Annotated in this window: 22 protein-coding genes; 1 reads left to right on the top strand and 21 read right to left on the bottom strand. The window is 57.4% G+C overall.

Annotated features, from left to right (window positions below; genetic code table 11):
* Positions 1 to 43: 43 nt before the first annotated feature.
* The 7 genes from JRJ26_05645 to JRJ26_05615 all read right to left on the bottom strand — a co-directional run bounded on the left by JRJ26_05645 (position 44) and on the right by JRJ26_05615 (position 7,140).
* Positions 44 to 478 carry a MaoC family dehydratase gene (locus JRJ26_05645; GenBank protein MBW2056963.1) on the bottom strand — a complete coding sequence of 145 codons (435 nt, stop codon included), beginning with the start codon at positions 476 to 478 and terminating at the stop codon, positions 44 to 46.
* On the bottom strand, positions 479 to 2,074 hold the full coding sequence (locus tag JRJ26_05640) for a hypothetical protein (protein MBW2056962.1): 1,596 nt from the start codon (positions 2,072 to 2,074) through the stop codon (positions 479 to 481).
* 110 nt (positions 2,075 to 2,184) lie between these two features.
* A complete protein-coding gene (locus JRJ26_05635; GenBank protein MBW2056961.1) occupies positions 2,185 to 3,042 on the bottom strand; it encodes an IclR family transcriptional regulator in 858 nt (285 codons plus the stop codon).
* On the bottom strand, positions 3,039 to 3,791 hold the full coding sequence (locus JRJ26_05630) for an enoyl-CoA hydratase/isomerase family protein (GenBank protein ID MBW2056960.1): 753 nt from the start codon (positions 3,789 to 3,791) through the stop codon (positions 3,039 to 3,041). The genes JRJ26_05635 and JRJ26_05630 overlap by 4 nt, the downstream gene beginning before the upstream one ends.
* A 67-nt stretch (positions 3,792 to 3,858) precedes the next feature.
* Positions 3,859 to 4,689, bottom strand: a complete 831-nt coding sequence (locus tag JRJ26_05625) for a carbohydrate ABC transporter permease (GenBank protein ID MBW2056959.1) — start codon at positions 4,687 to 4,689, stop codon at positions 3,859 to 3,861.
* Positions 4,690 to 4,701: 12 nt separating this feature from the next.
* On the bottom strand, positions 4,702 to 5,577 hold the full coding sequence (locus tag JRJ26_05620) for a sugar ABC transporter permease (protein ID MBW2056958.1): 876 nt from the start codon (positions 5,575 to 5,577) through the stop codon (positions 4,702 to 4,704).
* Positions 5,578 to 5,724: 147 nt separating this feature from the next.
* A complete protein-coding gene (locus tag JRJ26_05615) occupies positions 5,725 to 7,140 on the bottom strand; it encodes an extracellular solute-binding protein (protein MBW2056957.1) in 1,416 nt (471 codons plus the stop codon).
* 417 nt (positions 7,141 to 7,557) lie between these two features.
* On the opposite strand from JRJ26_05615, the gene JRJ26_05610 reads away from it, so the two are divergent.
* Positions 7,558 to 9,240, top strand: coding sequence for a dihydroxy-acid dehydratase (locus JRJ26_05610; GenBank protein ID MBW2056956.1), 1,683 nt, complete (start codon positions 7,558 to 7,560; stop codon positions 9,238 to 9,240).
* 149 nt (positions 9,241 to 9,389) lie between these two features.
* Here the strand turns inward: JRJ26_05610 and JRJ26_05605 are convergent, their stop codons facing one another.
* The 14 genes from JRJ26_05605 to rplU form a co-directional block, all read right to left on the bottom strand.
* Entirely contained in the window at positions 9,390 to 10,991 is a 1,602-nt protein-coding gene (locus JRJ26_05605; protein ID MBW2056955.1) for an Rne/Rng family ribonuclease, read from the bottom strand.
* Between the two features lie 403 nt (positions 10,992 to 11,394).
* Positions 11,395 to 11,838 (bottom strand): NUDIX domain-containing protein, encoded by a 444-nt coding sequence (locus JRJ26_05600; protein ID MBW2056954.1) that lies wholly within the window; start codon positions 11,836 to 11,838, stop codon positions 11,395 to 11,397.
* Positions 11,798 to 12,553, bottom strand: coding sequence for a GGDEF domain-containing protein (locus JRJ26_05595; GenBank protein ID MBW2056953.1), 756 nt, complete (start codon positions 12,551 to 12,553; stop codon positions 11,798 to 11,800). The genes JRJ26_05600 and JRJ26_05595 overlap by 41 nt, the downstream gene beginning before the upstream one ends.
* 195 nt (positions 12,554 to 12,748) lie before the next feature.
* Positions 12,749 to 15,391 carry an AsmA-like C-terminal domain-containing protein gene (locus JRJ26_05590; protein ID MBW2056952.1) on the bottom strand — a complete coding sequence of 881 codons (2,643 nt, stop codon included), beginning with the start codon at positions 15,389 to 15,391 and terminating at the stop codon, positions 12,749 to 12,751.
* A gap of 229 nt (positions 15,392 to 15,620) precedes the next feature.
* Complete coding sequence (locus tag JRJ26_05585; protein MBW2056951.1) at positions 15,621 to 16,334, bottom strand: ComF family protein; 714 nt, start codon at positions 16,332 to 16,334, stop codon at positions 15,621 to 15,623.
* A 51-nt stretch (positions 16,335 to 16,385) separates the two neighbouring features.
* On the bottom strand, positions 16,386 to 17,726 hold the full coding sequence (locus JRJ26_05580) for a tetratricopeptide repeat protein (GenBank protein ID MBW2056950.1): 1,341 nt from the start codon (positions 17,724 to 17,726) through the stop codon (positions 16,386 to 16,388).
* Between the two features lie 29 nt (positions 17,727 to 17,755).
* Positions 17,756 to 18,139 carry a TraR/DksA C4-type zinc finger protein gene (locus tag JRJ26_05575; GenBank protein MBW2056949.1) on the bottom strand — a complete coding sequence of 128 codons (384 nt, stop codon included), beginning with the start codon at positions 18,137 to 18,139 and terminating at the stop codon, positions 17,756 to 17,758.
* A 4-nt stretch (positions 18,140 to 18,143) separates the two neighbouring features.
* Positions 18,144 to 18,533 carry a ribosome silencing factor gene (gene rsfS / locus JRJ26_05570; GenBank protein ID MBW2056948.1) on the bottom strand — a complete coding sequence of 130 codons (390 nt, stop codon included), beginning with the start codon at positions 18,531 to 18,533 and terminating at the stop codon, positions 18,144 to 18,146.
* A 73-nt stretch (positions 18,534 to 18,606) separates the two neighbouring features.
* Positions 18,607 to 19,281 carry a nicotinate-nucleotide adenylyltransferase gene (gene nadD / locus JRJ26_05565; protein MBW2056947.1) on the bottom strand — a complete coding sequence of 225 codons (675 nt, stop codon included), beginning with the start codon at positions 19,279 to 19,281 and terminating at the stop codon, positions 18,607 to 18,609.
* A 41-nt stretch (positions 19,282 to 19,322) separates the two neighbouring features.
* Entirely contained in the window at positions 19,323 to 20,579 is a 1,257-nt protein-coding gene (locus JRJ26_05560; GenBank protein MBW2056946.1) for a glutamate-5-semialdehyde dehydrogenase, read from the bottom strand.
* 19 nt (positions 20,580 to 20,598) lie between these two features.
* Positions 20,599 to 21,735 (bottom strand): glutamate 5-kinase, encoded by a 1,137-nt coding sequence (gene proB, locus JRJ26_05555; GenBank protein MBW2056945.1) that lies wholly within the window; start codon positions 21,733 to 21,735, stop codon positions 20,599 to 20,601.
* Positions 21,736 to 21,762: 27 nt separating this feature from the next.
* Positions 21,763 to 22,761: a GTPase ObgE gene (obgE, locus tag JRJ26_05550; GenBank protein ID MBW2056944.1), complete on the bottom strand. Its 999-nt coding sequence runs from the start codon at positions 22,759 to 22,761 to the stop codon at positions 21,763 to 21,765.
* 38 nt (positions 22,762 to 22,799) lie between these two features.
* Positions 22,800 to 23,054 (bottom strand): 50S ribosomal protein L27, encoded by a 255-nt coding sequence (gene rpmA / locus JRJ26_05545; protein MBW2056943.1) that lies wholly within the window; start codon positions 23,052 to 23,054, stop codon positions 22,800 to 22,802.
* A 30-nt stretch (positions 23,055 to 23,084) separates the two neighbouring features.
* Positions 23,085 to 23,396: a 50S ribosomal protein L21 gene (gene rplU, locus JRJ26_05540; GenBank protein MBW2056942.1), complete on the bottom strand. Its 312-nt coding sequence runs from the start codon at positions 23,394 to 23,396 to the stop codon at positions 23,085 to 23,087.
* Between the last annotated feature and the right edge of the window lie 45 nt (positions 23,397 to 23,441).

Genomic DNA, 23,441 nt, shown 5'->3' with positions numbered 1-23,441 from the left:
GTATCGCCCCGCCTTGTGGCGGCCGGGGGACAGCTCATAGGGATCAAGGCTCCCTGAGCACTTTCATCACTGTCTTTCCCTTCAATACGGCTTTTCCATCCTGGTTTGTAGAGAGGGCCTCGAAGACGATCTCGTTTCTTTCCGGGATCTTCTCGGTTACGGTCAACTCCGTCCTGATGGTGTCGCCAAACATCACGGGTGCGACGAACTTCACGTCATAACGGTAGGACACACCGCCCGGAGGGGGGATATGGCTGTTCATCTTGCCCATGACCGTGGAGACGAAGCCCACCAGGAGGGCCCCGTGGACAATCCGGGTTCCGTACCTGGTTTTCTTGGCGAACTCTTCGTCCATGTGAATCCCGTGGAAATCCCCGGTAAGTCCGGCAAACAGATAGGTGTCGGTCTCGGTAACCGTCTTGGTGAAGTGTTCCTTCAAGCCGATCTCCACTGCATCGATACCCTTCTTCTCCTCCATTCATTCCCTCCATGGCTCACGTTGTTTGAGTCCCATCCTCTCGGATCGGAAGATGGCCGGATCCATTTCCCGCAGTTCCCTGGCCGTTTGGAGTTCAAAACCGACGTTGGGGAGGATATCCCTTGCCGGCTCCAGCCCAGGAGCAACCTCTATGAGAACGGGTCCCTGAGGCTCGAGGCGGAAGACCGCTCTTTCCGTGATGTACACCACCCGTTGGCCCTTCTTCCTGGCAAGCCGGCCGTTGAAAGTTACCTGCTGAACCTCGTCCACGAATTTCCTGGTCCTGCCCTCCTGGAGGATGGTGAGCCGTCCTCCATCCATCCGCGCCTTCAATCCCCCGGCGGTCAAAGTCCCACAAAAGACAATGTTTCTGGCATTCTGAACGAGATCGATGAACCCTCCTACACCGGCGAGCACATGGGGAAGATCGCGGAGCTTGGTGACGTTCACGTTCCCCTCTCTGTCCACCTCGGCAAAAGAGAGGAACACGAAGTCGGGTCCTCCTCCATCGATGAAATCGAACTGATTCGGCGATTCCAGGAGAGCCCTCGGGTTGATCGATCCTCCGAACTGGATGCCGCTGTACGGTATACCCCCTATGCTGCCGTGTTCCGTGGTAAAGGTGAGCTTATCGAATACCTCCTCCTCCAGGGCGACCTGCGGGACCAGGGACGTGACGCCGAAACCGAGGTTGACCACATCACCGGCTTTCAGCTCAAGCAGGGCCCTCCGGACAAGGATCCGCTTCAACGTATCGATGGGGACCGGCTTGAAGGCATCCCATGGGATTCTCAGCTCGCCGCACGCGGCAGGATCGTGATCGACGCCGGTTGTCAGCTTCTGCTGTTCGTCCACGACAATGGCGTCGACGAAGATGCCCGGCACGCGGACCAGTTGTGGATTCAGGGTCCCCGAAGCGGCCAGTCTCTTCACCTGGGCGATCACCTTCCCACCGCTGTTGTGGGCGGCCATGGCGAGAGCCAGGACATCGGAGGCGGAGTATTCATGCTCCAGGGTTATATTACCCTCCTTGTCCGCCGTTGTTCCTCTTATCAGAGCCACATCGATCGGGAAGGAAGGGAAGAAGAGATACTCCTTCCCATGGAGTTCGATGACCTCCACCAGGGCGGGTGGGGTTGCATCGTTCATCCTCCCCCCCTCGCGCCGGGGATCCACACAGGTTCCGAGGCCCACCTCCGTTATGATACCGGGCCGCTTTGCCGCGATCTCGCGGTGGAGGTGCATGAGGACGCCCATAGGAAAATTGTAGGCTTCGACCCTGTTGTGGACGATCATTTCGTATATTTTGGGGGGTGGTTCAGAGGATCTCGCAACCGTGTAGGATCCTCCGATCAATCTCTTGATCATCCCTGGATGGGCTATGTGGTCCAGACCCTTGATGTCGTAGCCGTCACCTACAGCAACCGGAAAGACGACGGTGAGGTCTCCCGGCGAACCCTCGTCGAGGAACCTCTTGCCGAGGGCTGCCAGCACCTTGTCGGGGGTCAGAGCGGCGGATATCCCGCAAACCGTGATCGTATCCCCTGTTCTGACCATGTGGGCAGCCTCTTGGGCTGCCGCGACCTTCTTTTCCATCACCCCATCCTCCCTTTTCTTGCTTTCTTGGCCGCAGGACCGTAGGTCCAACCCCGCCGCGGCAAAGGGCGAATAGCCCTGGGATCCCGTTGCGCCCGGGAGAGGTCTTCCTAGCCGGATAGCTTCCTCTCCTTCACCTCTTTCCCGTAGAAGCCGAGATCCTGAGAAAACCTTTCCGCTGCCTCCTTGAGAGACCCTGCAAACTTGACAAGCCTCTCCGGTTCGGATCTGTTAGTGGGTACGGCTATGCTCATGGCCGCTACGGTCCTGCCCGTCAGATCCCTCACCGGACATGCCACACAGCATATTCCGGGGGTGGCCTCCTCTTGGTCTGTAGCCACGCCGGAGGCTCGGACTGCCTCCAGCTCCCTCTCCAGGGCCCCCAGATCTGCGATGCTCCTGGGCGTCGATCTGACCAGTCCCCGGCCCTGCTCGTAAAGCTGGAGCAGATCCCTTCTGCTTAGGTCGGAGAGCAATACCTTGCCCAGAGCCGTGCAGTTAGCGGGGCGACGATCTCCGAGTCGTGCACCGATCCGGAGCGGTTTTGATGACTCCCTGACATTGACGTAGAAGACCTCGGTCTTCTCCAGGATGGCGAGATTGACCGTCTCATCGTAGAGGGAATGAAGCTCAGCCATGTAACGGCTTCCGATGGTAATCAGAGGGAGCTGTGCCCGGAGCCTGTTGGATAGCTCCAGGAACTTGAAGCCCAAGCCGAACCGGCCGTCAGAGGACTCCTGCCGGACAAATCCAGAGGACTTCAGGGTGGACAGGATCCGGTATGTCGTAGTTATCCCGAGGGAGAGTTCCCGGGCCAGGACCTGTGGCTTAGCCGGTCCGTCGCCCAGCCTCTCGAGGATCCGAAGGGCCTTGGCGAGAGACCTTATGTGGTATGCCGGAGCATCGAATGGAGCGGGTTTTCTCATCACAGGGTCCTCGAAGATCGATCGCCGGAGGTTGGGATTCATCCGCCTTCGGCAGATCCCCCGGGGGCTCTCCTTTCTTCTTGTCCCCTCAAATGGAAACAGAGGGCATTGAGTGCCCTCTCATAGTCGAGCCGGGCATGAAGGTTGGTATGGATCGAAGCCCTTACAGCCTCCTTTGCCAGCCTTAAGACTTCCAAAGGGTTCTCCGCGATCTGCCGGGCGAGCTTTTCCGTTTCCGATTCCAAGAGGTCAGGGGTAACCACCTCTTCGACCAAGCCGATCCGTTTGGCTTCCACGGCCGGTATGGGTCTTCCCGAAAGGATCAACTTCATCGCCATCCCTTCCCCCACCAGCCGACCGAGAACCTGCGTACCCCCTCCGCCTCCGGGGAGCCAGCCCAAGCGCACCTCCGGAAAGCCCAGTTGGGCATCCTCAGAGGCGATCCTGATGTCACAGGCCAGGGCGAGTTCCAGGCCACCTCCGAGGGCGTAGCCCCTGATCATGGCTATAACAGGCTTTGTGATCTTCCTGATCGTATTTGCAGCTTCGATCCTCCGTCGAAGCTCCAGGGGCGCCGTCTCCCTGAGTTCGGTGAGGTCCGAGCCCGAGCAAAAGGCCCGGTCTCCTGCTCCTGTAAGGATGACGACCCGAAGGGTGTCATCCCTCTCCACCTGGTCAACCGCCTCGATCAGTTCCGAGTTCATCCGACTATTCAAGGCATTCAGTTTTTCCGGGCGGTTCAGGGTGATTTTGGCCACCCTGTCTCTTGAGGCGAGCAATACACCCTTCATCTGGACCATCCCCCTCTCATCCATGCCTCCGAACCTTACCGGACCGCTCTGCAGAGAGTTGCAACGCCTACCCCTTGACCGCTCCCATGCCCCAGCCCTGGATCAGGAATTTCTGGACTATCAGGAAGAAGATGAGAGCGGGAATCGTGACCACCACGGCCCCTGACATGAGCAGCCCCCAATCGACTATTGTCGACTCGTAGATATCCTGGAGCCCGATGGGCATGGTCTTCAATTTGGGAGCGTTGAGCAGAACACGGGCGAAGAGGTAGTCGTTCCAGACGACCACAAAGGCAAAGACCGACGTGGCGATGATCCCCGGCAGAGCCTGTGGGAGGACGACGTAAATCAATGACTGGAAGCGGTTGGCCCCATCGATGTAAGCCGATTCTTCCAACTCCATGGGAAAGGATTGGAAAAAGGCTCTCAGCAGCCAGAGAGTAAAAGGGAGAGATATCGACGTATAGGCCAGTATGATCCCGAGATGGGAGTCGGTCAGATTGAACTGTTTCAGCAACATGTAGACAGGGATGATGATCATTATCGGGGCGAACATGTAAGTGAAAAGAGTGAGGTTGGCAAGAAGCTCCTTCCCCTTGAAGCGATAACGGGTGAGGCCGTAAGCACCGATTGTTGCCACGACGATATCCAGGAGAACCGTCATTCCGGCCACAAAGACGCTGTTTCTGAGATAGATCAGGAAGTCCGTATCTCTGAAAAGCCGATGGAAGTTGGAAAGGGTATAGTGAGTGATGATCCTGGGTGGATACGCGAGAATGTCTCCCGGGCCTTTGATGGATGTCAGGACCATCCAGAACAGAGGAAGCCCGCAGAACAGAAGCAACAGGGCGCCTGAGGCGAAAATGACCAAATTGTAGGATACCTTTCTCCGGACCATGTTCTTCCCCTTCTATTCCTCCTCACCTCTCCGGTAAACCCCGAAGAATATAACCGTAAGGATGACCAGCATTCCGAACAGAACTACCGATATTGCGGCCCCCTGCCCGGCCTGGAAAAACCCGAAGGTCTTTCTGAAGGCGTAGACAGGGAGATTCTGAATGAGCTCCTGCAGCCCGCCTCCCGTAGCCATCAGCCAGGGCACGTCGAACTTCGTAAACATGAAGAAGGTGCGCAACAGAACTACGACAAAGAGGACATTTCGCAGTTGCGGCAGGGTGATGTGGATGAAACGCTGCCATACGTTCGCACCGTCTATCTCCGCCGCCTCGTACAGGGTGAGATTGATTGTCTGCAGCCGTGCCAGCAGGCTGATCACGACGAAGGGAAAGAATTGCCAGACCCCGACCAGTATGGTAGAGGCCATGAGCCACTTCGGGCCAAGCCACACGATAGGGACCTCTGCAACCCCAAGAGTCTCCAGCACGTAATTTACGGGTCCATACGTGGCGCTCAGCATCCATTTCCAGAGAAGAATCGTGACGATTGTGGGCAGCATGTAGGGAAAGAGTGTGAAACCCCGGATGATACCTCTTCCCGGGAAGGACTGGTTGAGCAAGAGGGCAGCTCCAAGGCCTAGAATGACTTGGAGAGCGACGGTACTGACCGCCCAAAAGGTGCCCGTCCAGAAACTCGACCAGAACCCCTGCTCGCTAAGGAGCCGAGTGTAGTTGCTGAGACCCACGTAGCTGTATGCCTCGTGGATCAGGTGTTTGTTCGTGAAGCTCAACCAGACCGAGTATCCCACCGGGAAGAATATGAACCCGAAGATGATCACAATGGTCGGAAGAATCAGGAGAAATCCCTGCAATGCTTTCTTGGACTGCATCTGGCTCCTCCGGCCCACCCCCTCAAAGCCCCGAAGAGGGGAGGGCGGGCCAGTCTGCGGATGTACCTGCCGGTGGCAGAGACACATGCAGAGACATCCTCTCCCCGCGGAATGCGGAGAGAGGATGTCTCTTTCGATCCCGAACTCCTAAGCCTTCTTCTCGGCTCTAATGGGATCAGGAACAGGATAGCCGAGATCCGTTAGGAGGGTGTTCACTCGGTCAGAGATCCTCCGTCCTGCCTCCTTGGCTTTTCGCCTGCCCTGGACGACGGACATGATCTCGTCGACGATGATCCCCGAATCGAAGACCTCGGCGAGGAAGGGGATCTGCAACTCATGAGGAGCATACACCCCCACGGGCAGGGCCTCTCCTCTTTTTATGTACGCGGCTTGCTGGCTTACCCAGTGGGGCCATATCTTCAGTTCAGGGAGAGACTTGTATCCCGGGTCGCTTGCAAGAGATTTGGTAATGGGATACATGTGTACCGGGTATGCCGCGATATAGTTAAGGTAGAGATCTCGGCTGTAGAACAGCTTGAGCCACTCCATGGCCAGATCTTGAACCTTGGACTTGGAGAAGATCACCCAGAGTTCAGCATCGAGATCTGTATAGGGCTTTGTGCCCATGGGGCCGACAGGGCGCCAGATGGGGTAGAAATACTCTTCCGATGCCTTGCCGGGAGCGTACTTGTTGATGGAACCGGCAATTCTCCCATAGCCGTGATCGATCAGGGTGGTCTTTCCTGTGCAGATCTCGACGATCATGCCCAGCCAGGATTGACTCAGCCAGTCAGGGGGTACGACTTTCTTGTCGGAAAGGGTCCTTATGAATTCAAGCACTTCGATAAAAGGCTCTTTGTGGAAAACGGGGTTCCACTTCTCGTCGTAGAAACTCCCGCCGTTCGAGCCGACCCACCTTCCGCAGTGCTCCTGGAGGAAATACCCGGTCCCGGGGAGACTCATCCCCCACTGCCGCTTCTTGGGTTTAGTAACGGCTTCCAGGTACTCTATCTCCTCGTCCCATGTCTTGAACATCGGCTGAGTGACGTCCTCGGGTACCTTGAATCCCGCTTCGGTGGCGATGTCCTTCCTAATAAGCAGCACGGGACAGCCCACCTCGTGCGAAATGCCCCACCAGTGGCCGTCAAAGTACGGGATATTCCTTACGGCTTCGAAGATGTTATCGACCCCCAGATGGCGGTAGACGTCATCCACTGGCACCAATTCACCCTTCTTCTGCAAGGACCTGTAGTGATACGGCTGGATTTGGCAGATATCAGGAGGGTTGCCGGCCGCAATGCTGGTGTAGAGCTTGGGTCCCAGGCTGCTCCATCCGATTCCCTGCTGGACGGCCTTGACCCCGGGATGCAATTGCTCAAAACGGTCACAGACCTTCTGGACCGCCTTGACCGAAATGTCGGAAGCCTCGGTATGCCATATGTTGAGTGTACGAGTCGCGGCCTGCGTACGCTTCGGCAACAGGGTAGAACCCATCCCAACGACCGCCGCACCGGCGGCACCCTTCAGAAAGTCTCTCCTGTTGATTCCCCTTCTACGAGCCATGGTTACACCTCCTTTGTAGGTTTGCTGTTGGGAGGAGCGTACCTCCTCGTCCGATACGCTCGGATCCTTCTCACCTCCTTTCCGTTTTGCTCCTTTTGTTACCCAGTAGAGTAGTGTCCGTGGCCTCTCTCTGCCCACCCGCCCGTTGGAGTACCCTCATCGGTTCTCCGATTTGTTTTCACAATGGAAACTGTCATTTTCGAGTGGTAAAATTTCTAGCACGAGTTTAGTCAGGGTGTCAAGCGAAAAATCCACGACACGCCGCGAAGGGCCCTCCATGCAAGGATGCAGGCAAGCCCCGGTCTTCCCCGAGCCGGCATGGCTTGACATGCGGTAGTCCGGTTTCATAAATTGAATCGCCGGTGGATGTAGGATCGGCGGCAGTCCAGATGGAATCGAGAGGGAGCCGAGGACGTCATGAGAGATCAAAATGGGAAGCACGAGTTCTTGCAGTCCGTTGAGAATGCGCGGGCGAGGGCCTTGATCAAGGCCATGGGCTACACAACGGAAGATCTCAGGAGGCCGCGAATCGGCGTGGCCAATTCGTGGGGTGAGACCAGCCCGGGCCACATACATCTGAGGTCAGTTGCCGAATCCGTCAAAGCCGGCATATGGCAGGCTGGAGGGGCCCCTTTCGAGTTCAACAGCTTTGCCATGTGTGTCATGTCGGTGGGCAGACACGGGATCAGGTACGACACGCCCACCAGGGACATCATCGCCGCCGAGGTGGAGGCTTCGACCTGGCTCCACATGTTTGACGGCCTGGTGTTGATATCCGGGTGCGACAAGAACGTTCCGGGCCACCTGCTGGCTGCGGCAAGGCTCGGCATGCCGGCCATCATGGTTCCCGGAGGCCCGATGAACGCGGGAAGGTTCAGAGGGCAGGATGTCGATACTACCACCCTGGATGCCGAATGCTGGGCTTACGGTGTGGAAGAGCCCCGGGTTTCCAGGCAGGAGATCGATCTGCTGGAAGATGCGGTGTGCCCGGGGGCCGGTGCGTGTGCGCTTCTGGGAACAGCCAATACGATGCAGTGCCTGGCGGAGGGGCTCGGTATGGCTCTGCCAGGAGCCGGGACCGCTCCCGCGGTTTCGGCAAAACGGCTGTGGCTTGCCAAGGAGTCAGGGCGGCAGATCGTTCGACTTGTGGAAAGGGGCACCACCTCTTCGGAGATCATTACCAGAGAGAGTCTTGTCAACGCGGTGCGCCTTCTCCATGCGATCGGGGGTTCGACCAATGCCATCGTCCATCTTCTGGCTCTGGCTTATGAGATGGGACTGGATGAGGAGGTCGATCTGGCACTTTTTGAGCAATGCGGCCGGGAGACCCCCTGTATTGCGGCCGTACGGCCGAGCGGGCCCTATACGGTGACTGATTTCGACGAGGCCGGGGGTGTCCAGGCTGTGATGAAGAGGATCGAGCCCCTGCTCGACACGGGAGTTATGACGGTCACCGGGAAGACTCTGGCCGCCAATCTGAAGGGCCTTGTCGTGCCGGACTCTCCTGTCATAAGGGAGATAGACGACCCGGTGGCCAGAGAAGGACTTGCAGTCTTGCGGGGGAATCTGGCCAATTCCGCCGTGGTGAGACCCACCGTCATTCCTGAAGACATGATGCGACACAGGGGGCCGGCCAGGGTTTTTGACAGCCAGGAGGAGGCGCTGGAGGCCCTGAGGCTCAAGAACGTCAGGCCCGGTGATGTGGTGATTGTCCGCTATGAAGGACCGAGAGGCGGCCCGGGTCTTACAGAGGTCTTCAAGGTCATCGGCTACATGAGAGCATTGGGCCTGGAGAAGCAATGCGCCCTGGTAACGGACGGTAAGATATCCGGTTTTGCAAAAGGTCCCTTCATCTGTCAGGTCTCCCCCGAGGCGGCCGAAGGGGGCCCCTTGGCTGTGGTCCGGGAGGGCGACACCATAGAGATCGATATCCCTGAGCGGAGACTCAATATCGATATAGAACCCGAGGAGCTCCGGCGCCGGATCGATCGGTGGCAGCCTCCTGCTCCTCGTGTAGTCGATGGTTTCCTGACGGTCTACGCGCGACTTGCGAATCCCGTGGAGAAAGGGGCAGGCATCAATCTGCGCCTCCAACCGTAACCCGATGATCTCGCCGGGAAGATTGGCATCCTGAAGGATGTTCTCAGCTTGGCCTTTTGGCCCTGCCCGCGGTTCTGGCCCCGGGGAGAGAAGAGATCCGGCGAGCGGTTCCTTCCCACCTTCCGGGCAGGGGGGCGGTGAATTTCGGGTTAGAATCGTCCGAAGATCTTACGGTACCAGGGCTTTTTCATCTCTTCCTCGATGAGCCTGGGAAGAGAGGGGAGGGGTGGCTGTTCGGAAGGCACGGGTCGGGACTCCTTTTCTAGCTCCTTCTCTTCCAATCCCTCCAGCTTGTCTCGCGTGACAAACTCCAGAACGTATTGATCCGGAGCCATCTCCCACTGGCCCGTAAACCAGATATGGAGGTGGAACTCCTTTTCAATGTCGCTGAGTTCCTTCCGCTTCTGGTTGAGCAGATAAGAGGCCACAGGCCTGGAGAAGATCCCCTTGACTATACCTACATCGCCCTCGATAACGCGGTCCAGTATCTTTCTCAAGACCGTGAGGGAGAGGGATTCGGTCGATTTCACCCTGCCCCTGCCGTCACAGTAAAGGCAGACCGTGTAGCTCTCCTCGGCAAGAGGGGTCTTCAGCCTCTGCCTTGACATCTCCAAGAGGCCGAACTTGGATATCTTTGATACATCGGTCTTGGCCTTGTCCTTCTTCAACGCGTTGCGAAGACATCGCTCCACGGCCAGGTTATGCTTCCGGTCCTTCATATCGATGAAGTCGATGACGATGAGTCCCCCCAGATCCCTCAGCCTGAGTTGACGGGCTATCTCCTCTGCAGCCTCCAGATTGGTGTTCAGGGCGGTCTGTTCGATGCTTTTGGATTTTCCGAGCCTGCCCGAGTTGACATCGATAGAGACCAGAGCCTCAGTCGGATCGATGCAGATGCTTCCTCCCGATTTTAGGGGAACCTTCCTTGCGTAAATCGCCTCGATCTGCTCTTCCAGGTTGAATCGTGCGAAAAGAGGTTTCTTTTCCTGGTAGAGTTTTACCCTACGCTGGTATTGGGGCATTACCTGGCGGAAGAAATCCTTTATCTGCCGGTATACCTCCTTGTCATCCACCAGGACTTCCATATCCTTGGTGAAGTACTCCCGGATGGATTGGATCATGAGGTGACTCTCCTGGTAGAGGAGGGAAGGTACGGGAAGTTCTCGCATTTTGGCCTGTATGCTCTCCCAGAGACGTACCAGGTATCCACACTCCCTGAAAAGCTCCCGCTTGCTCTTGTCCGCCCCAGCAGTCCTCACGATAAAGCCGATACCCTCGGGATGGTTGAACTCTTTAAGAATGTTCAGCAGGCGTTCCCGCTGCCGTTCGTCCTCGATCTTACGAGAAACCCCGTAGCTTTCTGTTCCGGGCATGAGGACGACATACCTGCCGGGAAGGGAGATGTTGGTCGTGAGGGCGGCCCCCTTGTTCGACATCTCCTCCTTGACCACCTGTACGATGAGCTTCTGGCCGCGGCTGAGAACGTCCTGGATCCTGGGCCTCTCCCCGGGTGGGACCTGCTTCTCGTAGTACTGGGGGTTTACCTCGGAAAGGGAGAGAAAACCATGGCGTTTTGCCCCGTAGTCCACAAAGGCCGCCTGGAAGCTCGGCTCGATGTGGGTGACAATCCCGCTGTAGATATTGCCCTTGGATTTCTCGCGGACAGTGGTCTCTATGTTGAAATCTACCAGGTTTTCACCCTCGACGATGGCCACACGGCACTCCCCCGTCTGGGCGGCGTTAATAAGCATCTTTTTCTGCATGATTCTTCCTTCGTGACTCTCCGTGTTCCTTCACCTCCGACCCAGTCCGGGCAGGGGGGTATCCGGGACTCTCAGCCCTGATGCAACCGAGTCCGCTGGTCATCTGATCGATCTGGCTCGTTATCGAGGAGGCAATGGAAGCAGTGCGGAGAAGAAAGGGTCCCAGAAGGGGTGAAGAACACTTCCTAACCTCTTGGAGGGTCACATCAGGGTCCTCCAGGATCACAGATTCCGAAACGATCCTGATCTCTTCTTCAATCAAGGGTAACCGTTTTTCGCACCGTTGTCAACGAAGGGGTCTGGGGTTCTCTTCTTCTCTAGCCAGGCGGGTATCCCGGCCGACCGAGGTCTCCTCCGTCCCTTCAGAACGCTCTGGCCCGGAGCATGTGAGTCAGCAGGATCTCGAGAGGCGGTGTTCATGGCCCTTCCCGGGGGATGAATCAAGGAAGCCGCCCACGACACAAAGGGCATTTCTGAGAAGAATATCTGCCTTGGCCATAGGGAGCCTGTTAAGCTCCTCCCCTGTCACCCATCTGATCCTGTGGCAGTGGAGCGGCCGGGGTTCACCGCGGACCAGGCGGCAGAGATAGCTCATGAGCAGGATCCTCATGTCCGGGTATGGCTGGTATACCATCTCAAACCGCCTGCCCACCTCCACCTCGATCCCGACTTCCTCCTCGAGCTCCCTCTTGAGAGACTGCCTGGGATTTTCGTCCGGTTCGACCTTTCCCCCAGGAAATTCCCACAAAAGCCCGCGGCGAGAGCCGGGTCTTCGCTGGACTACGAGAACCCTGTTATCCCTGAGAATAATCCCTGCTGTGACGGGCAGAATCATCGACTTCTGTTCTATCGATTTCGCCTTGATCTTCCACCGTCCATGTGGGCATCTCGGAGATGGCGGATTGGCTGATGGCCACCCGGTTTCTTCCCTTCCTCTTGGCCTCGTAAAGGGCCTCATCGGCGGTCTCGATGAGCCCCTTTACAGAAGAAACCTGGGACGTTAGGGTGCTGATCCCAATGCTGACGGTCAAGCGGCCCGCTGGTTGGCTGCCCTCGTGTTCAATGGTACGGCTTTTTACGGCCCTTCTGACCCGCTCGGCGATCTGGCAGGCCTCGTCCAGCTTGGTTTTGATGAGGATGCCGGCGAACTCCTCACCACCATACCGGGCAAGTATATCGGTGTGGCGAACCGTGGCCTTCATAACCCTGGCGATCTCCCTCAGGACCCTGTCGCCTGCCACGTGCCCATGGGTATCATTGTAAGTCTTGAAATGGTCGATATCCACCATCATGAGGGAGATGGGATACTCGTACCGGATTGCCCGCCTCAACTCCAGATCCAGGGCCTCCATGAAATACCGGTAATTGTAGATCTCGGTCAGGTCGTCCGTTATGGAGAGTTGCTTCATTCGCTCCCTGGCAGCCTTGAGGTCCCGGGCAGTCTCCCTGTAATGGTCCTTCAATTCCTCCAGCTCCTTCATCGTTTGCCGGAGCGCCCGGTTCTCCCGTCTGAGCCGGTCTATTTCCTCGAGAAGCTCTCTTTCTTCCATCGGTCTCCCAGCGAGCCGGTGATTCTACAACAATAACGATACGAGATTTCCCCCGGGAGTGACAGCTCCCTATATGTTGTATTCAAATAGTCTTATATACCTAGATATAGAAGAAGTCAAGTGATATCTGGGGGGACTACCCCGGTCTTTTGACCAAATTCCCGGTACTCCCCGGGCAATTCAGGCGGTTTTTCCTCAGTGTGACCCGGGTCCGGCGTTTTGAGGCGAGATGCTTTTCAACTCGAAGTCATTGAACCGGCCCCTCAAACGATAGCAGAAAGTGAGGATGCTCCTATCTTTGCCCGCCAGGAGCCAACCGGCCACCGGGACGTTGCTGAGAATCCTGTCCATTGTCTGAAGGGGGCGAACCCCGATACGGAGGTCGAGGCTCCGACCGTTGAGGTCGACCCAGCCGCCCAGGGTCATGCTGACCACATCGCCGTCGAGATAGAGGTCTCTGGTGGAGGCGATTCCCTTCTCGATGAGAATTCGACCGGTTACTCGGTTGTAAGGAATGCTCTGGTCGGGGTGGCCCCTGAGTCCGTGGAGGCTGCCGTCTTCTGCCATTAGCCTGAGGTCCCCGGCGAGAGACCGTACTATCCCTTCCGCCGAATCTCCCCTGCCTACCAGCACTCCTTCGAGGTTCAATCTTCCCGAGAGAAAGCTCCTCCGACCCTTGGGCGAAGGGACGGCTCCGGCAAGGTCCATTCTGTGGATCGTCGGGGTTACCTTGAAAGAGATTCCCCCTCCGGACTTCAGACGGACCCATCCTCCGGATCTGATGAACCCGCCGGGTATCTCGGCCTGGAACCTCCGGAATCTCAGGAGTCCCCTTTTCAAGGTGAAGGCGGTGATGAAATTTGCAAAGTGGAGTCCCCCAAGGGATCCCCGTGCAATGCTCATTTTGGCGGTTACCGTGGAGTTCAGCCAGATCGAGTCCGGATCGATCCGGATCTTTCCCCCTCCGCCCTTGGGGAGAAGCTCATCGACCTTAAGCTCTTCGGATCCCATGTCGAGGGAGATCCTCATCCCCCTTGAGACGGTAACCCTGTCGTGGAATCTCTTCACATAACCCCGCACCGAGGCATGACCATGACAGGGAGCACCTCCCATTCTCCATTTGAAACGGGAGAAGAGAATCTCTTTCTCGGTGCACCGGATCTCTCCCTCCATATGGGTGAGCGGGGAGGGGATGCCGCTTATCCTGAGTCGGGCGCCTTTAAGGGAGATCCGTGTCTGGTATGCCAGGTCGGAGAAACGACTGAACCTGTGCCTGATTTTCCCTTCTATTCTGGCCCTTCCGTGGATGGCGGCTATTGGTTGGAGAGCCTTTCTAACCTCCTGGGGCATGGCTTCTCCCTTGAGAAGGGGAAGCAGGCCCTTGAGATCCAGATCTCCTTTGAAGGCGACGGCCATTGCCGGGTCAGAGTACAGGCGGGAAACAGATCCATCGAGTGTCAGCCGGGACTGGCGAAACCTCCCATGAAAGCCGCTAAGACCGAGCCGGTCTCTCCGGAGGGTGATAAGACCCGAGACGTCCCTTAAGGGGGGGAGCTTCGAATCGACAGGGACGCTCGCGCCGCTGACCTTCAGGCGGAGGGAGAGCGTGCCGGGCCTTTTTCGGATCGTCCCTGGGGCCAAGTCGGTCCACACGCCATCTAGTTTGACCTTTTCCAACCGGAAAGACCCGCGGAACCTGCGGTCCTTCAAGAGACCGAGCACCCTCCGGGGAATCAGGAGGTCTGGTAGATAGGGCCTGAGGGCTCTCAACGGGGTCTTCTTCGTGGTAAATACCAGTGAGACGGCCGGAGCACCGCGACGGCTCTTACTGATCGATCCTGCCCCGCTGACCGAAATGTGTGGTACCTTGAGGACCAATCGGGAGATATGGGCGACCTGCTGTTTGTATTCGAGATCGTAGCGGAGCGATCCCTCCTTCAGCCTTATCGGGGCCGTGTAAAGAGCGGGCAAGGTGAAGCGGCAGCTTCGAATCTTTACCTCTCCTGAGGATTGGAACGATTCAGGCCTTCCTTTCCACTCGAGCTTAAGATCGAGAAGGCCCTTCATCGTTTCGAAAGGAACAACCCTCCGGAGGTAGGGCCACATTCGGCGTAGATCGATGGCCCGGGCCTGGAAGGAGACGGCAAATCCCAGCCGGTGTATGTCCAACGGCTCCTCTATGCCGCTGATCCTTGTTGATATGGAGAATTCCTCCCTCCTGCCCCCTGCGACCCTCCCCTTGATATGGAGAGAGAGGGCCTTTCCCTGAGAGATCCTCTGGGAGGTGGCTTCGATGTTCTCCACTTCCGTCACAAATGCTTTCCCCGCGAGTGCATGATCCGTGAAGAGGATTCTGCCCCCTTGAATCGAGAGTTGAGAAGGCAGATGACTCACCGCTGCCAGGAGTTTTCCGCAAGGGTCCTTCTCTCCGGTTTTGCATTCTTCCCTGCCTTTTCCCTCGGGGGTGATTTTCCCCTTGGAGGTCCGAACCAGGCGGATCGATGGGTTCCTGAGGACGATGCGCTTCCACCTGAGCCTGCCCAGGATCAAGGATCTTATGGAAGGCTGGAGGCGAAACCTGCTCACACGGAAGAAGTCCTTCCCGTCAGGGCCGGGTACCCTTACGTCTCGGTACTCGATCCCGAATCCTCCTAAGATGGTGAGGCCCGAGCGCCCGACTTCGGCCTTTTTCTGGAAGAATTCCTCGATCTCCTTCTTGAGGATATTCTGGGTGATCCTTGGGGCCAAGTAGTAACCAAGGAAGAGGGGGATCAGGGTGACAAAAAGAAGAACAAGACAGGTAATGAGAAGAAGGAGATTGATGGTCTGTCTTCTCAACGGTGGGCCTCTATATAAGTCTCCTGAAAGACGGGTCCTATGCTTGTTCGGGCAATGGGTTGTTCAGTCTTTCGATTCCTTTATCGGCAGTTTGGGAGCCTGGCTTTACGGTTGTCAGGTCAGGGGGCCGATTCTTCGGTACACGGAGGGATCCGGCCTCCTGCGTGGTCGCCGGCCGAAAAGGGTTCTGGAAACAACAATACGGGATGTTCCGGAGAGCCGGCTTCACTCAAACGGCTCTGGCAACGGTAAAGACGTCCACCGTCCTGGCCCCACCCTCGAGTAGGGTTCTTGCACATTCGTTGACCGTGGCGCCTGTGGTCAAAACGTCGTCGACCAGCAGTACGGCTCCTTCTGCCCGCCCCCGCCCGAGGGAGAAGACACCCTTCACGTTTTTCTCCCTCTCGGTCCCTGTAAGTTCCACCTGAGGGGCGGAGTCCCGGGTTTTCCTCAGCACCCTCTCGCCCACGGGCACGGCAAAGAGGCGGCCGAGTTCCCTGGCGAGTAGCAGGGACTGGTTGTACCCCCTTTTCCTGAGGCGGTTCTTGTGGAGAGGAACGGGTACGAGAATGTCGTACCGGTCGATATGGAAAGGGACGGGGCTTTCCTTGGTGAGGCCGGCCAGGGCCCTGGCAAGGTAGGTCTTGTTTTCGTACTTGAAGGCATGAATGGCCGTTCTCATAGGGCCCGAAAAGAGAGCCAGGGCCCTGGCCCTGCGATAGAGGATTTTCCCTCTGAGACACCGTCCGCAGAGGTGACTCTCCTGTGCGGGGGAGGAAAAGGGGACGCCGCACCTGACACAGAGAGGTGGAAGAACGAAAGCGATCTTTGACAGGCACGAGGGGCAGAGAGAGTGGGGGCAGGCAGGGTCGACCGGGCAGCCACAGATGGAACACTCGGGGGGGAATACAAAATCGACGAGACCCTTGACGGCGAGCCTCAAGGTGCCTGTTGATCCTGGGTGAGGGGGGGCTCTATGGTGTGCCACTGCCGGTCATGCCTCGCCCGGGCGGGCTACATCCTCTTCTCCGTGAAGCCGATAGGTACCCCATTGATTACACGAAGGGCAGCGGCCCATCCACTGTCTGGACTCTCGACCGCAGGATTCACACACAAAACCGGGAACAAGGCAGCCCGTGAGTTCCAGCACCCTTCTGTATTCCTGGACCGCCGCCTCGGCCTGTCCCTTCTGTGCATAAACCTCGGCCATCAGGCCTTGAAAGGACGGGTCGCTCTCTTGACGTTTCCCCATCTCGACGAGTTCATCCATCGCCTCGTCCAGCATGTTCAGCTTCAGGCAGAGCCGGGAGTAGAGGAGGGAGATGATCGCCCTTCCAGGGTTGTTTTCCAGGATCCGCCTGTAGATCTTGAGGAGCGTCTTCGAGTCGTTCCTTTTCAGGTAAAGATCCTCGAGGTGGAGGAGAAACACGGCACCGCCGGTTATGCGAAAACCCCTGCCCAGGACTCTTCCGGCATCAACCCACCGGCCCTGCTTCTGGTAGATCTCTCCAAGCAGGAGGTAGGCCGGTTGGAATCCCCTGCAGGCCTTGATGATCTCCTTGCAGAGCCTGGCGGCCCTTTCCAGCCCTTTCCCGTCTTCACCCTGCGTCAGTGATAGGGCGTACTCATACTTCAGCCCGGTCTGGAGGCGCCTCTCCCGGGGAAGATCTACTCCGTTCTTGGTATGGCTCACGATCCGCTTTTGTACCTCCATGAGCCGTTTCCAATCTTTCCCGTCCAGAAAGATCTCCCTCAGATTCCTCCAGGCAGTCAGGTTGCTCGGATCTGCAGCGAGAATCCTTTCAAGGGCACCGACGGCCATGGCCGGATTGCCCATCTGTTTGTAAAGTCGTGCCTTCTTGAAAAGGATCTCTTCGTTTTCCGGATCCATCACCCCTGCTTTCTCAAGGGTCCCTACTGCCTTCTCCAACATCTCCTCGGCGGCGTAGGTGTCGCTCAGCCTGGCATAGAGCTCGATATTTTCAGGGTCCCTTTCCAGGGCATTGGACAGATGGATTCTGCTACCCTGAGGATCACCCTTCGCAAGGAGATTCAGTCCCGTGGCAATTTCTGCCTGAAGGCTCTCCTCCTTTTTCACTCTCTTGCCCTTTCTCAGGCCCTTCCAGCCTTCAACCATATCCCGAACAAGGCCCACCATGAACACTACAAAAGCGCCTGAGGCAAAGGAAGCCATGATGACGGCCGGGAGAGAAGCAGGCAGTGGTCTTCCCTTAACGAGAAAGAGGGTGACAGAGGTGTCATGATTCAGGTATGCCACATACCCGAGAAAGGAGATCAAGAGAATCGCCACGAGCAGGATGAATCTCAGTAACACGGATTTGCCTCATCAGAGCCGGCCGGTGTTCACTCCTTTGACGGAAGGCCTCGTTTCTTTTCGATGGCATCCTGACATTGCACACAGTACTTGGCAAAGGGTTTGATCTCCAGGCGCCTGACGGCGATGGGTTTGCCGCAGCCCTCACAGATGCCGTAGGTTCCCTCCTCGATCCGGTCGAGGGCCTCATCCACCTCCCTGAGCATGCCCCTCTGATTCTCGTTGAGGCTCATGAGAACCTGCTGGGTATAGAGGTTTGAGGCCTCGTCCGCCGTATCCTGAATGCCATTTTGACCCATCTCCTGAGAAGAGGCGCGGATCTGCATGACTCCCCCGATGATCTCCTCACGCTTGTGCAGGAGGATCTGTTTTAGCTTTTGGATTTGCCGGTGACTCACCTTGTCCTGTTTCAAGGGGTCATCCTTTCGCCTTTTTCCCTGTCTTCCCCGGTTCCAGCCGGTCGGCGAGGTCCACCCTGGGAGCCTCGATCCACAAGCCTTCCAGGTCGTAGAACTTCCGCACCGATTCCTGAAAGACGTGGACGACAACGTCTCCGTAGTCTATCAAGACCCACCGGCCCTGACTCATTCCCTCTATACCCAGGGCGCGGTGTCCCCTCTTCTTCATCTCCGTCTCGATCGATTCAGCAATGGCCTGAACCTGGCGGTCCGACCTGCCGCCGCAGATTAAGAAGTAGTCGGCGTAGGAGACGATCCCCCTGATCTTGAGCAGAACCACGTCGACGGCCTTCTTTTGAAGTGCGGCGTCCACACAGGTAAGTGACTTCTTTTTGGAACTCTCGGCCATACCTCCCCGGACAAACCTCAGGACGCTGAGGTAGAAGGTTTATAGCAGAAAATGGGAAAAATTGGAAGAGCCATCACCGAGACTCCTCTCCGGCTGGATCAGGCTTAGCGTAAAACCCTTTGCTGAGAACAAATGCCTCCACTTTTTCCCGCATCATGTAGCGGACCGATCTGCCCGTCCGGATCCTCTCACGGATCTCCCGGGAGGAGATGTCCATAATCGGCCGTTCCAGGAAGTACGTTCTGAACCCCGAGGGTTCGTGGACCCACTCGTTGGCATCCTTGCCGGAACGGAAGTTTTTCCAGAATTCGTGAGGCGTGAGATCGGCCAGGCCGCACGGCTTCCAGCCTGGCCGGCTGAGGACTACGAAATGGCAAAGGGAGAAAAGATCCTGATACCTCTTCCATGTGGTTACATCGAGGAAAGAATCCATCCCTACGATGAAATAGAGGTCAGCCCCTGGAGACTCGTTTCTGAAGTAGAGCAGGGTATCGATGGAATAGGACTTGCCCGGCCTGACAAGCTCCACGTCGGAGACCATAAAGGCCGGATTGTCCTCAATGGCCAGACGTACCATTTCGAGCCGCTGGGCCGGAGAGACTTCGATGCTGTCGTCCTTGTGCGGAGGCACGGCAGCCGGAACGAAGTAGACCCTCTCCAGACCAAAGGCCTCACGGGCTTCTTCGACCCCTCTCAGATGGCCGAAGTGGATAGGGTTGAATGTTCCTCCTAGAAGTCCCAAGCGCACCTTCAGCCTCTCCCTCGGGTATTGACGGCCGTCCATGGGGGCTACTGTCTGATCTGGCCGTCTCCGCGGACGATGAACTTAGTGGTTGTCAACGCCTCAAGCCCCATGGGACCGAAAGCATGGAGTTTGCTGGTGCTGATTCCGATCTCGGCTCCAAGGCCGAGCTCGTGGCCGTCGCTGAAACGGGTCGATGCGTTGACAAACACACAGGAGGAATTGACATCCCTGAGAAACTGCTCAGCCCTCGCATAATCGGATGTGACGATCGACTCGGTGTGCATGGATCCGTACCTATGGATGTGGTCGATGGCCTCGTCAATACCAGGGACCACTCTTATGGCGAGGATCAGATCGAGGTACTCCGTTTCCCAGTCCGTCGGCTCGGCCTTCTTGATACGGGGGAGGATCTTCAGAGTCTTGGAGCATCCCCTGAGATCGACTCCTCTCTGCTCCAGGGCCCTGGCAACCCTGGGAAGAAACCTCTCCGCGATCTTCTCATGGACAAGGAGAGTCTCCATGGCATTGCAGACACCCGGCCGCTGAACTTTCGCGTTGAGACAGATTCTTTCGGCCATTTCGAGCTCTGCGCTCTCGTCTACGAAAACATGGCAGACGCCTTTGTAGTGTTTGATAACCGGGATTCTGGATCTTTCCGCAACAGACCGGATGAGCCCCTCGCCGCCTCTGGGAATAATGACGTCAATATAATCCTCGAGGCGGAGCATTTCATCGACTCCTTGTCTGTCGGTCACAGGAATCAACTGGATGGCGTTGACGGGGAGGCCTGCCCTTTCCAGGACAGACCGGAGAACGGCACAGATGGCCTTGTTGGAATGGATGGCCTCGGATCCTCCCCTCAGAATGACGGCGTTGCCGGCTTTCAGGCAGAGCCCGGCAGCGTCGGAAGTCACGTTGGGGCGAGACTCATAGATCATCCCGACGACGCCCAGTGGAATCCTTACCTTCCCCACCAGAAGGCCGTTAGGCCTCCTCCACATGCGGACCACTTCGCCGACTGGGTCTGGCAGGGAGGCGACCTCTCTCAGGCTTTCAGCCATATCCCTGATCACCGACTCCCTGAGGGCGAGCCGATCGATCATGGCGCTGGACAGCCCCTTCTCCCTGGCCAACGTCAGGTCCTTCTCGTTCTCCCCCTGAAGCACCATTGACGATTCCAACAAGGAGTCAGCCATCATCATCAAGGCCCGATTCTTCGTCCCGGTGTCCAGTCTGGCCGTTTCGAGGGACGCCTCTCTTGCACGCCTCCCAATCTCCACGATCCGCCCTTTGAGATCCATCCGAGCTCCAGTGGTTCCTCTAGAGGATGACGAGATTGTCGCGGTGGATTATCTCGTCGGAGTACTTGTATCCGATGGTTCCTTCGATTTCTCGACTTCTCTTCCCCTTGATGGATTCGAGTTCCCTGCAGTTGTAGTTGACCAGGCCCCTTGCAAACTCAAAACCCCAGGGGTCGAGGCAGCCTACGGCATCGCCCCTGTCGAAGTCTCCCGATACCTCTCTGACACCGGTAGGCAGGAGGCTCTTGCCCTTTGAGACGATCGCCTCCCTGGCTCCTTCGTCAACCACGATCCGGCCGGCAGGCTTCAGACCGTATGCTATCCACTGTTTCCTGCTGCTCAACCGATCTGCAAGAGGCAGAAAGAGGGTGCCCACCACCTCCCCCTGGAGAATACGGTTGAGGATGCCCTCCACTTTGCCGTTCGCAACAACTGCGGGAACGCCGAACCTGACGGCCTTGCTGGCAGCCTCGATCTTGCTGGCCATCCCCCCGACGCACCAGGGGCTCCTGCTCTCCGTGGCACACTCTACAATATGGCGGTCGATATTTTCCACCAGATGGATCAGTTCCGCCCTGCCGGAGTCCTTCGGGTCGTGGTCGTAGAGTCCGTCTATGTCCGAGAGGATGATCAACAGATCAGCACTCACCAGGGATGTGACCAGGGCGGCGAGGTTGTCGTTGTCACCGAATTTGATCTCATCCACTGCCACGGTGTCGTTTTCGTTTATGATGGGGATATAGCCCTGATCCAACAGAGTCAGCAGGGTGTTTCTCGCATTGAGGTACCGGTGGCGGTCGCCGAGGTCATCGTGTGTCAGCAGCACCTGGGCCACCTTCCTGCGGTAGTTGGAAAAACAGTCTTGGTAGATCTTCATCAACCTGGGCTGGCCGATCGCTGCGGCCGCCTGGACATGGGGTATGGTCTGGGGTTTTCTTGCCCAGTGGAGTGTTTCTATTCCTGCGGCGATTGCGCCCGATGTGACGAGGACGACCCGTCTGGAGCCGCTGTGGATCTGGGAAGCCTCCTTGGCCAGTTTGGAGAAGGCCACCAGGTCGATGCCGATACCCTTTTCCAGGAGGACACTGGAGCCCACTTTGAGGACGATGAGCCTGGCCTTTCCCAGAAGATTCTGCCTGAGGGTCCTCTCCGTCAACCGATTCTCTCCGTTGGGCAGTGGATTCTACCCTCCGAGTCGTCTTGCCATCTCTCTGACAAGGCGGCTGAGGCCCTGCCCCGTCAGACCGGAAACCGGAAATGCCGGGATGCCCCGCTCACCGAGAGCCGCCTCCAACGTTTCCAGGTGCTGGGGATCCTTTATGAGGTCGACCTTGTTTATCGCGACGATCTGCGGTTTTTCTCCGAGTCGGGGGTTAAAGGCCTTCAGTTCTGCCATGATCATCTGGTGGTCATCAACAGCGCCTTGCTCGGAGAGACCGGCAATGTCGATGACATGGACGAGAAGTCTGGTTCTCTCGATATGCCGGAGGAAGCCGATTCCCAGGCCACGGCCCTGGCTGGCGTCTTGCGCAATGCCCGGGGTATCGACTACCGTGAAGCTCTTGTATTCGTCATCAGTCACCACTCCGACGTTGGGGGAAGTGGTAGTGAAGGGGTATTCGGCTATCCGGGGGCTGGCCGAGGAGATTCTCGAAAGAATCGTGGACTTCCCACTGTTGGGCCGGCCGATGAGGCCGACCTCCGCGGGGAGCTTCAGTTCAAGCCTGATCCATCGGCTTTCTCCCATGCCCCCCTTTTCCACACGTCTCGGAGCCCGATCTGTCGGCGTGGTGAACCGAGCGTTCCCACGGCCTCCCCTTCCACCCTTTGCAGCTACGAAGCACTCTCCCTCCCTGTCGAGGTCCTTGAGTACCTTCCCGCTGTCTACGTCGACCAATACGGTGCCCACTGGAACTCGGACGGTCAGGTCGTTCCCACTCTTTCCCGACTGCCTGTTTGCCTTGCCGGGATGACCGTCCTCGGCGACGAACCTGGGGTTGTAACAGAGGGGAAGGAGACTTGCCACCCCGGAATCGCCGACAAAGAAAACACTCCCGCCTCTGCCCCCGTCTCCTCCGTCAGGGCCGCCTTTGGGGAGGAATCGCTCTTTCCGGAAACTCAGGCAACCGGGTCCCCCGCTACCGCCTTTCACAAAGACCCTGATGCTGTCAACCCATTTCATGAGGTCGATACTCGAAGGAGGATCCGGGTGAGGGGAGATCAAGGGGCAACTATGCTGACAAAGGTTCTGTCTTTTCCTCTCTTCTCAAACCGAACCAGACCATCCACCTTGGCAAAGAGAGTGTAATCTCTGCCCATTCCGACATGGTTACCCGGGTGAATCCTTGTCCCCCTCTGCCTCACCAGGATGTGGCCGGCCCGCACCAACTGGCCTCCAAAACGTTTTACCCCGAGGCGCTGTCCTGCGCTGTCTCTTCCGTTACGGGAACTTCCGCCAGCCTTCTTATGTGCCATAAAAGGACCTCCTGATACACCGGAGCTGTTTCAGACCTCGATCTTGTCGATCCGCAAACAGGTATAGCCTTGTCGATGCCCTGCCTTGCGGCGGTAACCTTTGCGCCGCTTGTGCTTGAAGACGATGATCTTGCCGGCCTTGCCCTGTTCGACGATCCGGCCGATGACCTCTGCCTCTGCAACCAGGGGAGTACCGATTCGAATCTCCTCCTCGTCCCTGGTCATAAGGACCGCCTTGATCCTGACCTCGTTCCCGACCTCGCCTTCCAGCCGTTCCACCCGGATCATGTCTCCTTCAGATGCCCTGTACTGCTTTCCACCCGTCCGAAATACCGCGTACATTCAATGACCTCCCTGGAACCCGGAAAAACCATACAAAAATCTATG

This window comes from Deltaproteobacteria bacterium (assembly GCA_019308905.1).
Lineage (GTDB): Bacteria > Desulfobacterota > BSN033 > WVXP01 > WVXP01 > JAFDHF01.
Note: the sequence above shows the minus strand (reverse complement) of the source record. Positions and strands in the feature narration are given on the sequence as shown.

Coding starts and splice junctions, on each gene's coding strand:
- JRJ26_05595 (MBW2056953.1), bottom strand. CDS start 12,553: ATGGAAGAAAGAGAGCTTCTCGAGGAAATAGACCGGCTCAGACGGGAG.
- JRJ26_05620 (MBW2056958.1), bottom strand. CDS start 5,577: ATGCAGTCCAAGAAAGCATTGCAGGGATTTCTCCTGATTCTTCCGACC.
- obgE (MBW2056944.1), bottom strand. CDS start 22,761: ATGAAATGGGTTGACAGCATCAGGGTCTTTGTGAAAGGCGGTAGCGGG.
- JRJ26_05635 (MBW2056961.1), bottom strand. CDS start 3,042: ATGAATCCCAACCTCCGGCGATCGATCTTCGAGGACCCTGTGATGAGA.
- JRJ26_05640 (MBW2056962.1), bottom strand. CDS start 2,074: ATGGAAAAGAAGGTCGCGGCAGCCCAAGAGGCTGCCCACATGGTCAGA.
- rpmA (MBW2056943.1), bottom strand. CDS start 23,054: ATGGCACATAAGAAGGCTGGCGGAAGTTCCCGTAACGGAAGAGACAGC.
- JRJ26_05625 (MBW2056959.1), bottom strand. CDS start 4,689: ATGGTCCGGAGAAAGGTATCCTACAATTTGGTCATTTTCGCCTCAGGC.
- rplU (MBW2056942.1), bottom strand. CDS start 23,396: ATGTACGCGGTATTTCGGACGGGTGGAAAGCAGTACAGGGCATCTGAA.
- JRJ26_05630 (MBW2056960.1), bottom strand. CDS start 3,791: ATGAAGGGTGTATTGCTCGCCTCAAGAGACAGGGTGGCCAAAATCACC.
- JRJ26_05615 (MBW2056957.1), bottom strand. CDS start 7,140: ATGGCTCGTAGAAGGGGAATCAACAGGAGAGACTTTCTGAAGGGTGCC.
- JRJ26_05600 (MBW2056954.1), bottom strand. CDS start 11,838: ATGATTCTGCCCGTCACAGCAGGGATTATTCTCAGGGATAACAGGGTT.
- rsfS (MBW2056948.1), bottom strand. CDS start 18,533: ATGGCCGAGAGTTCCAAAAAGAAGTCACTTACCTGTGTGGACGCCGCA.
- JRJ26_05610 (MBW2056956.1), top strand. CDS start 7,558: ATGAGAGATCAAAATGGGAAGCACGAGTTCTTGCAGTCCGTTGAGAAT.
- JRJ26_05645 (MBW2056963.1), bottom strand. CDS start 478: ATGGAGGAGAAGAAGGGTATCGATGCAGTGGAGATCGGCTTGAAGGAA.
- JRJ26_05605 (MBW2056955.1), bottom strand. CDS start 10,991: ATGCTTATTAACGCCGCCCAGACGGGGGAGTGCCGTGTGGCCATCGTC.
- JRJ26_05560 (MBW2056946.1), bottom strand. CDS start 20,579: ATGGATCTCAAAGGGCGGATCGTGGAGATTGGGAGGCGTGCAAGAGAG.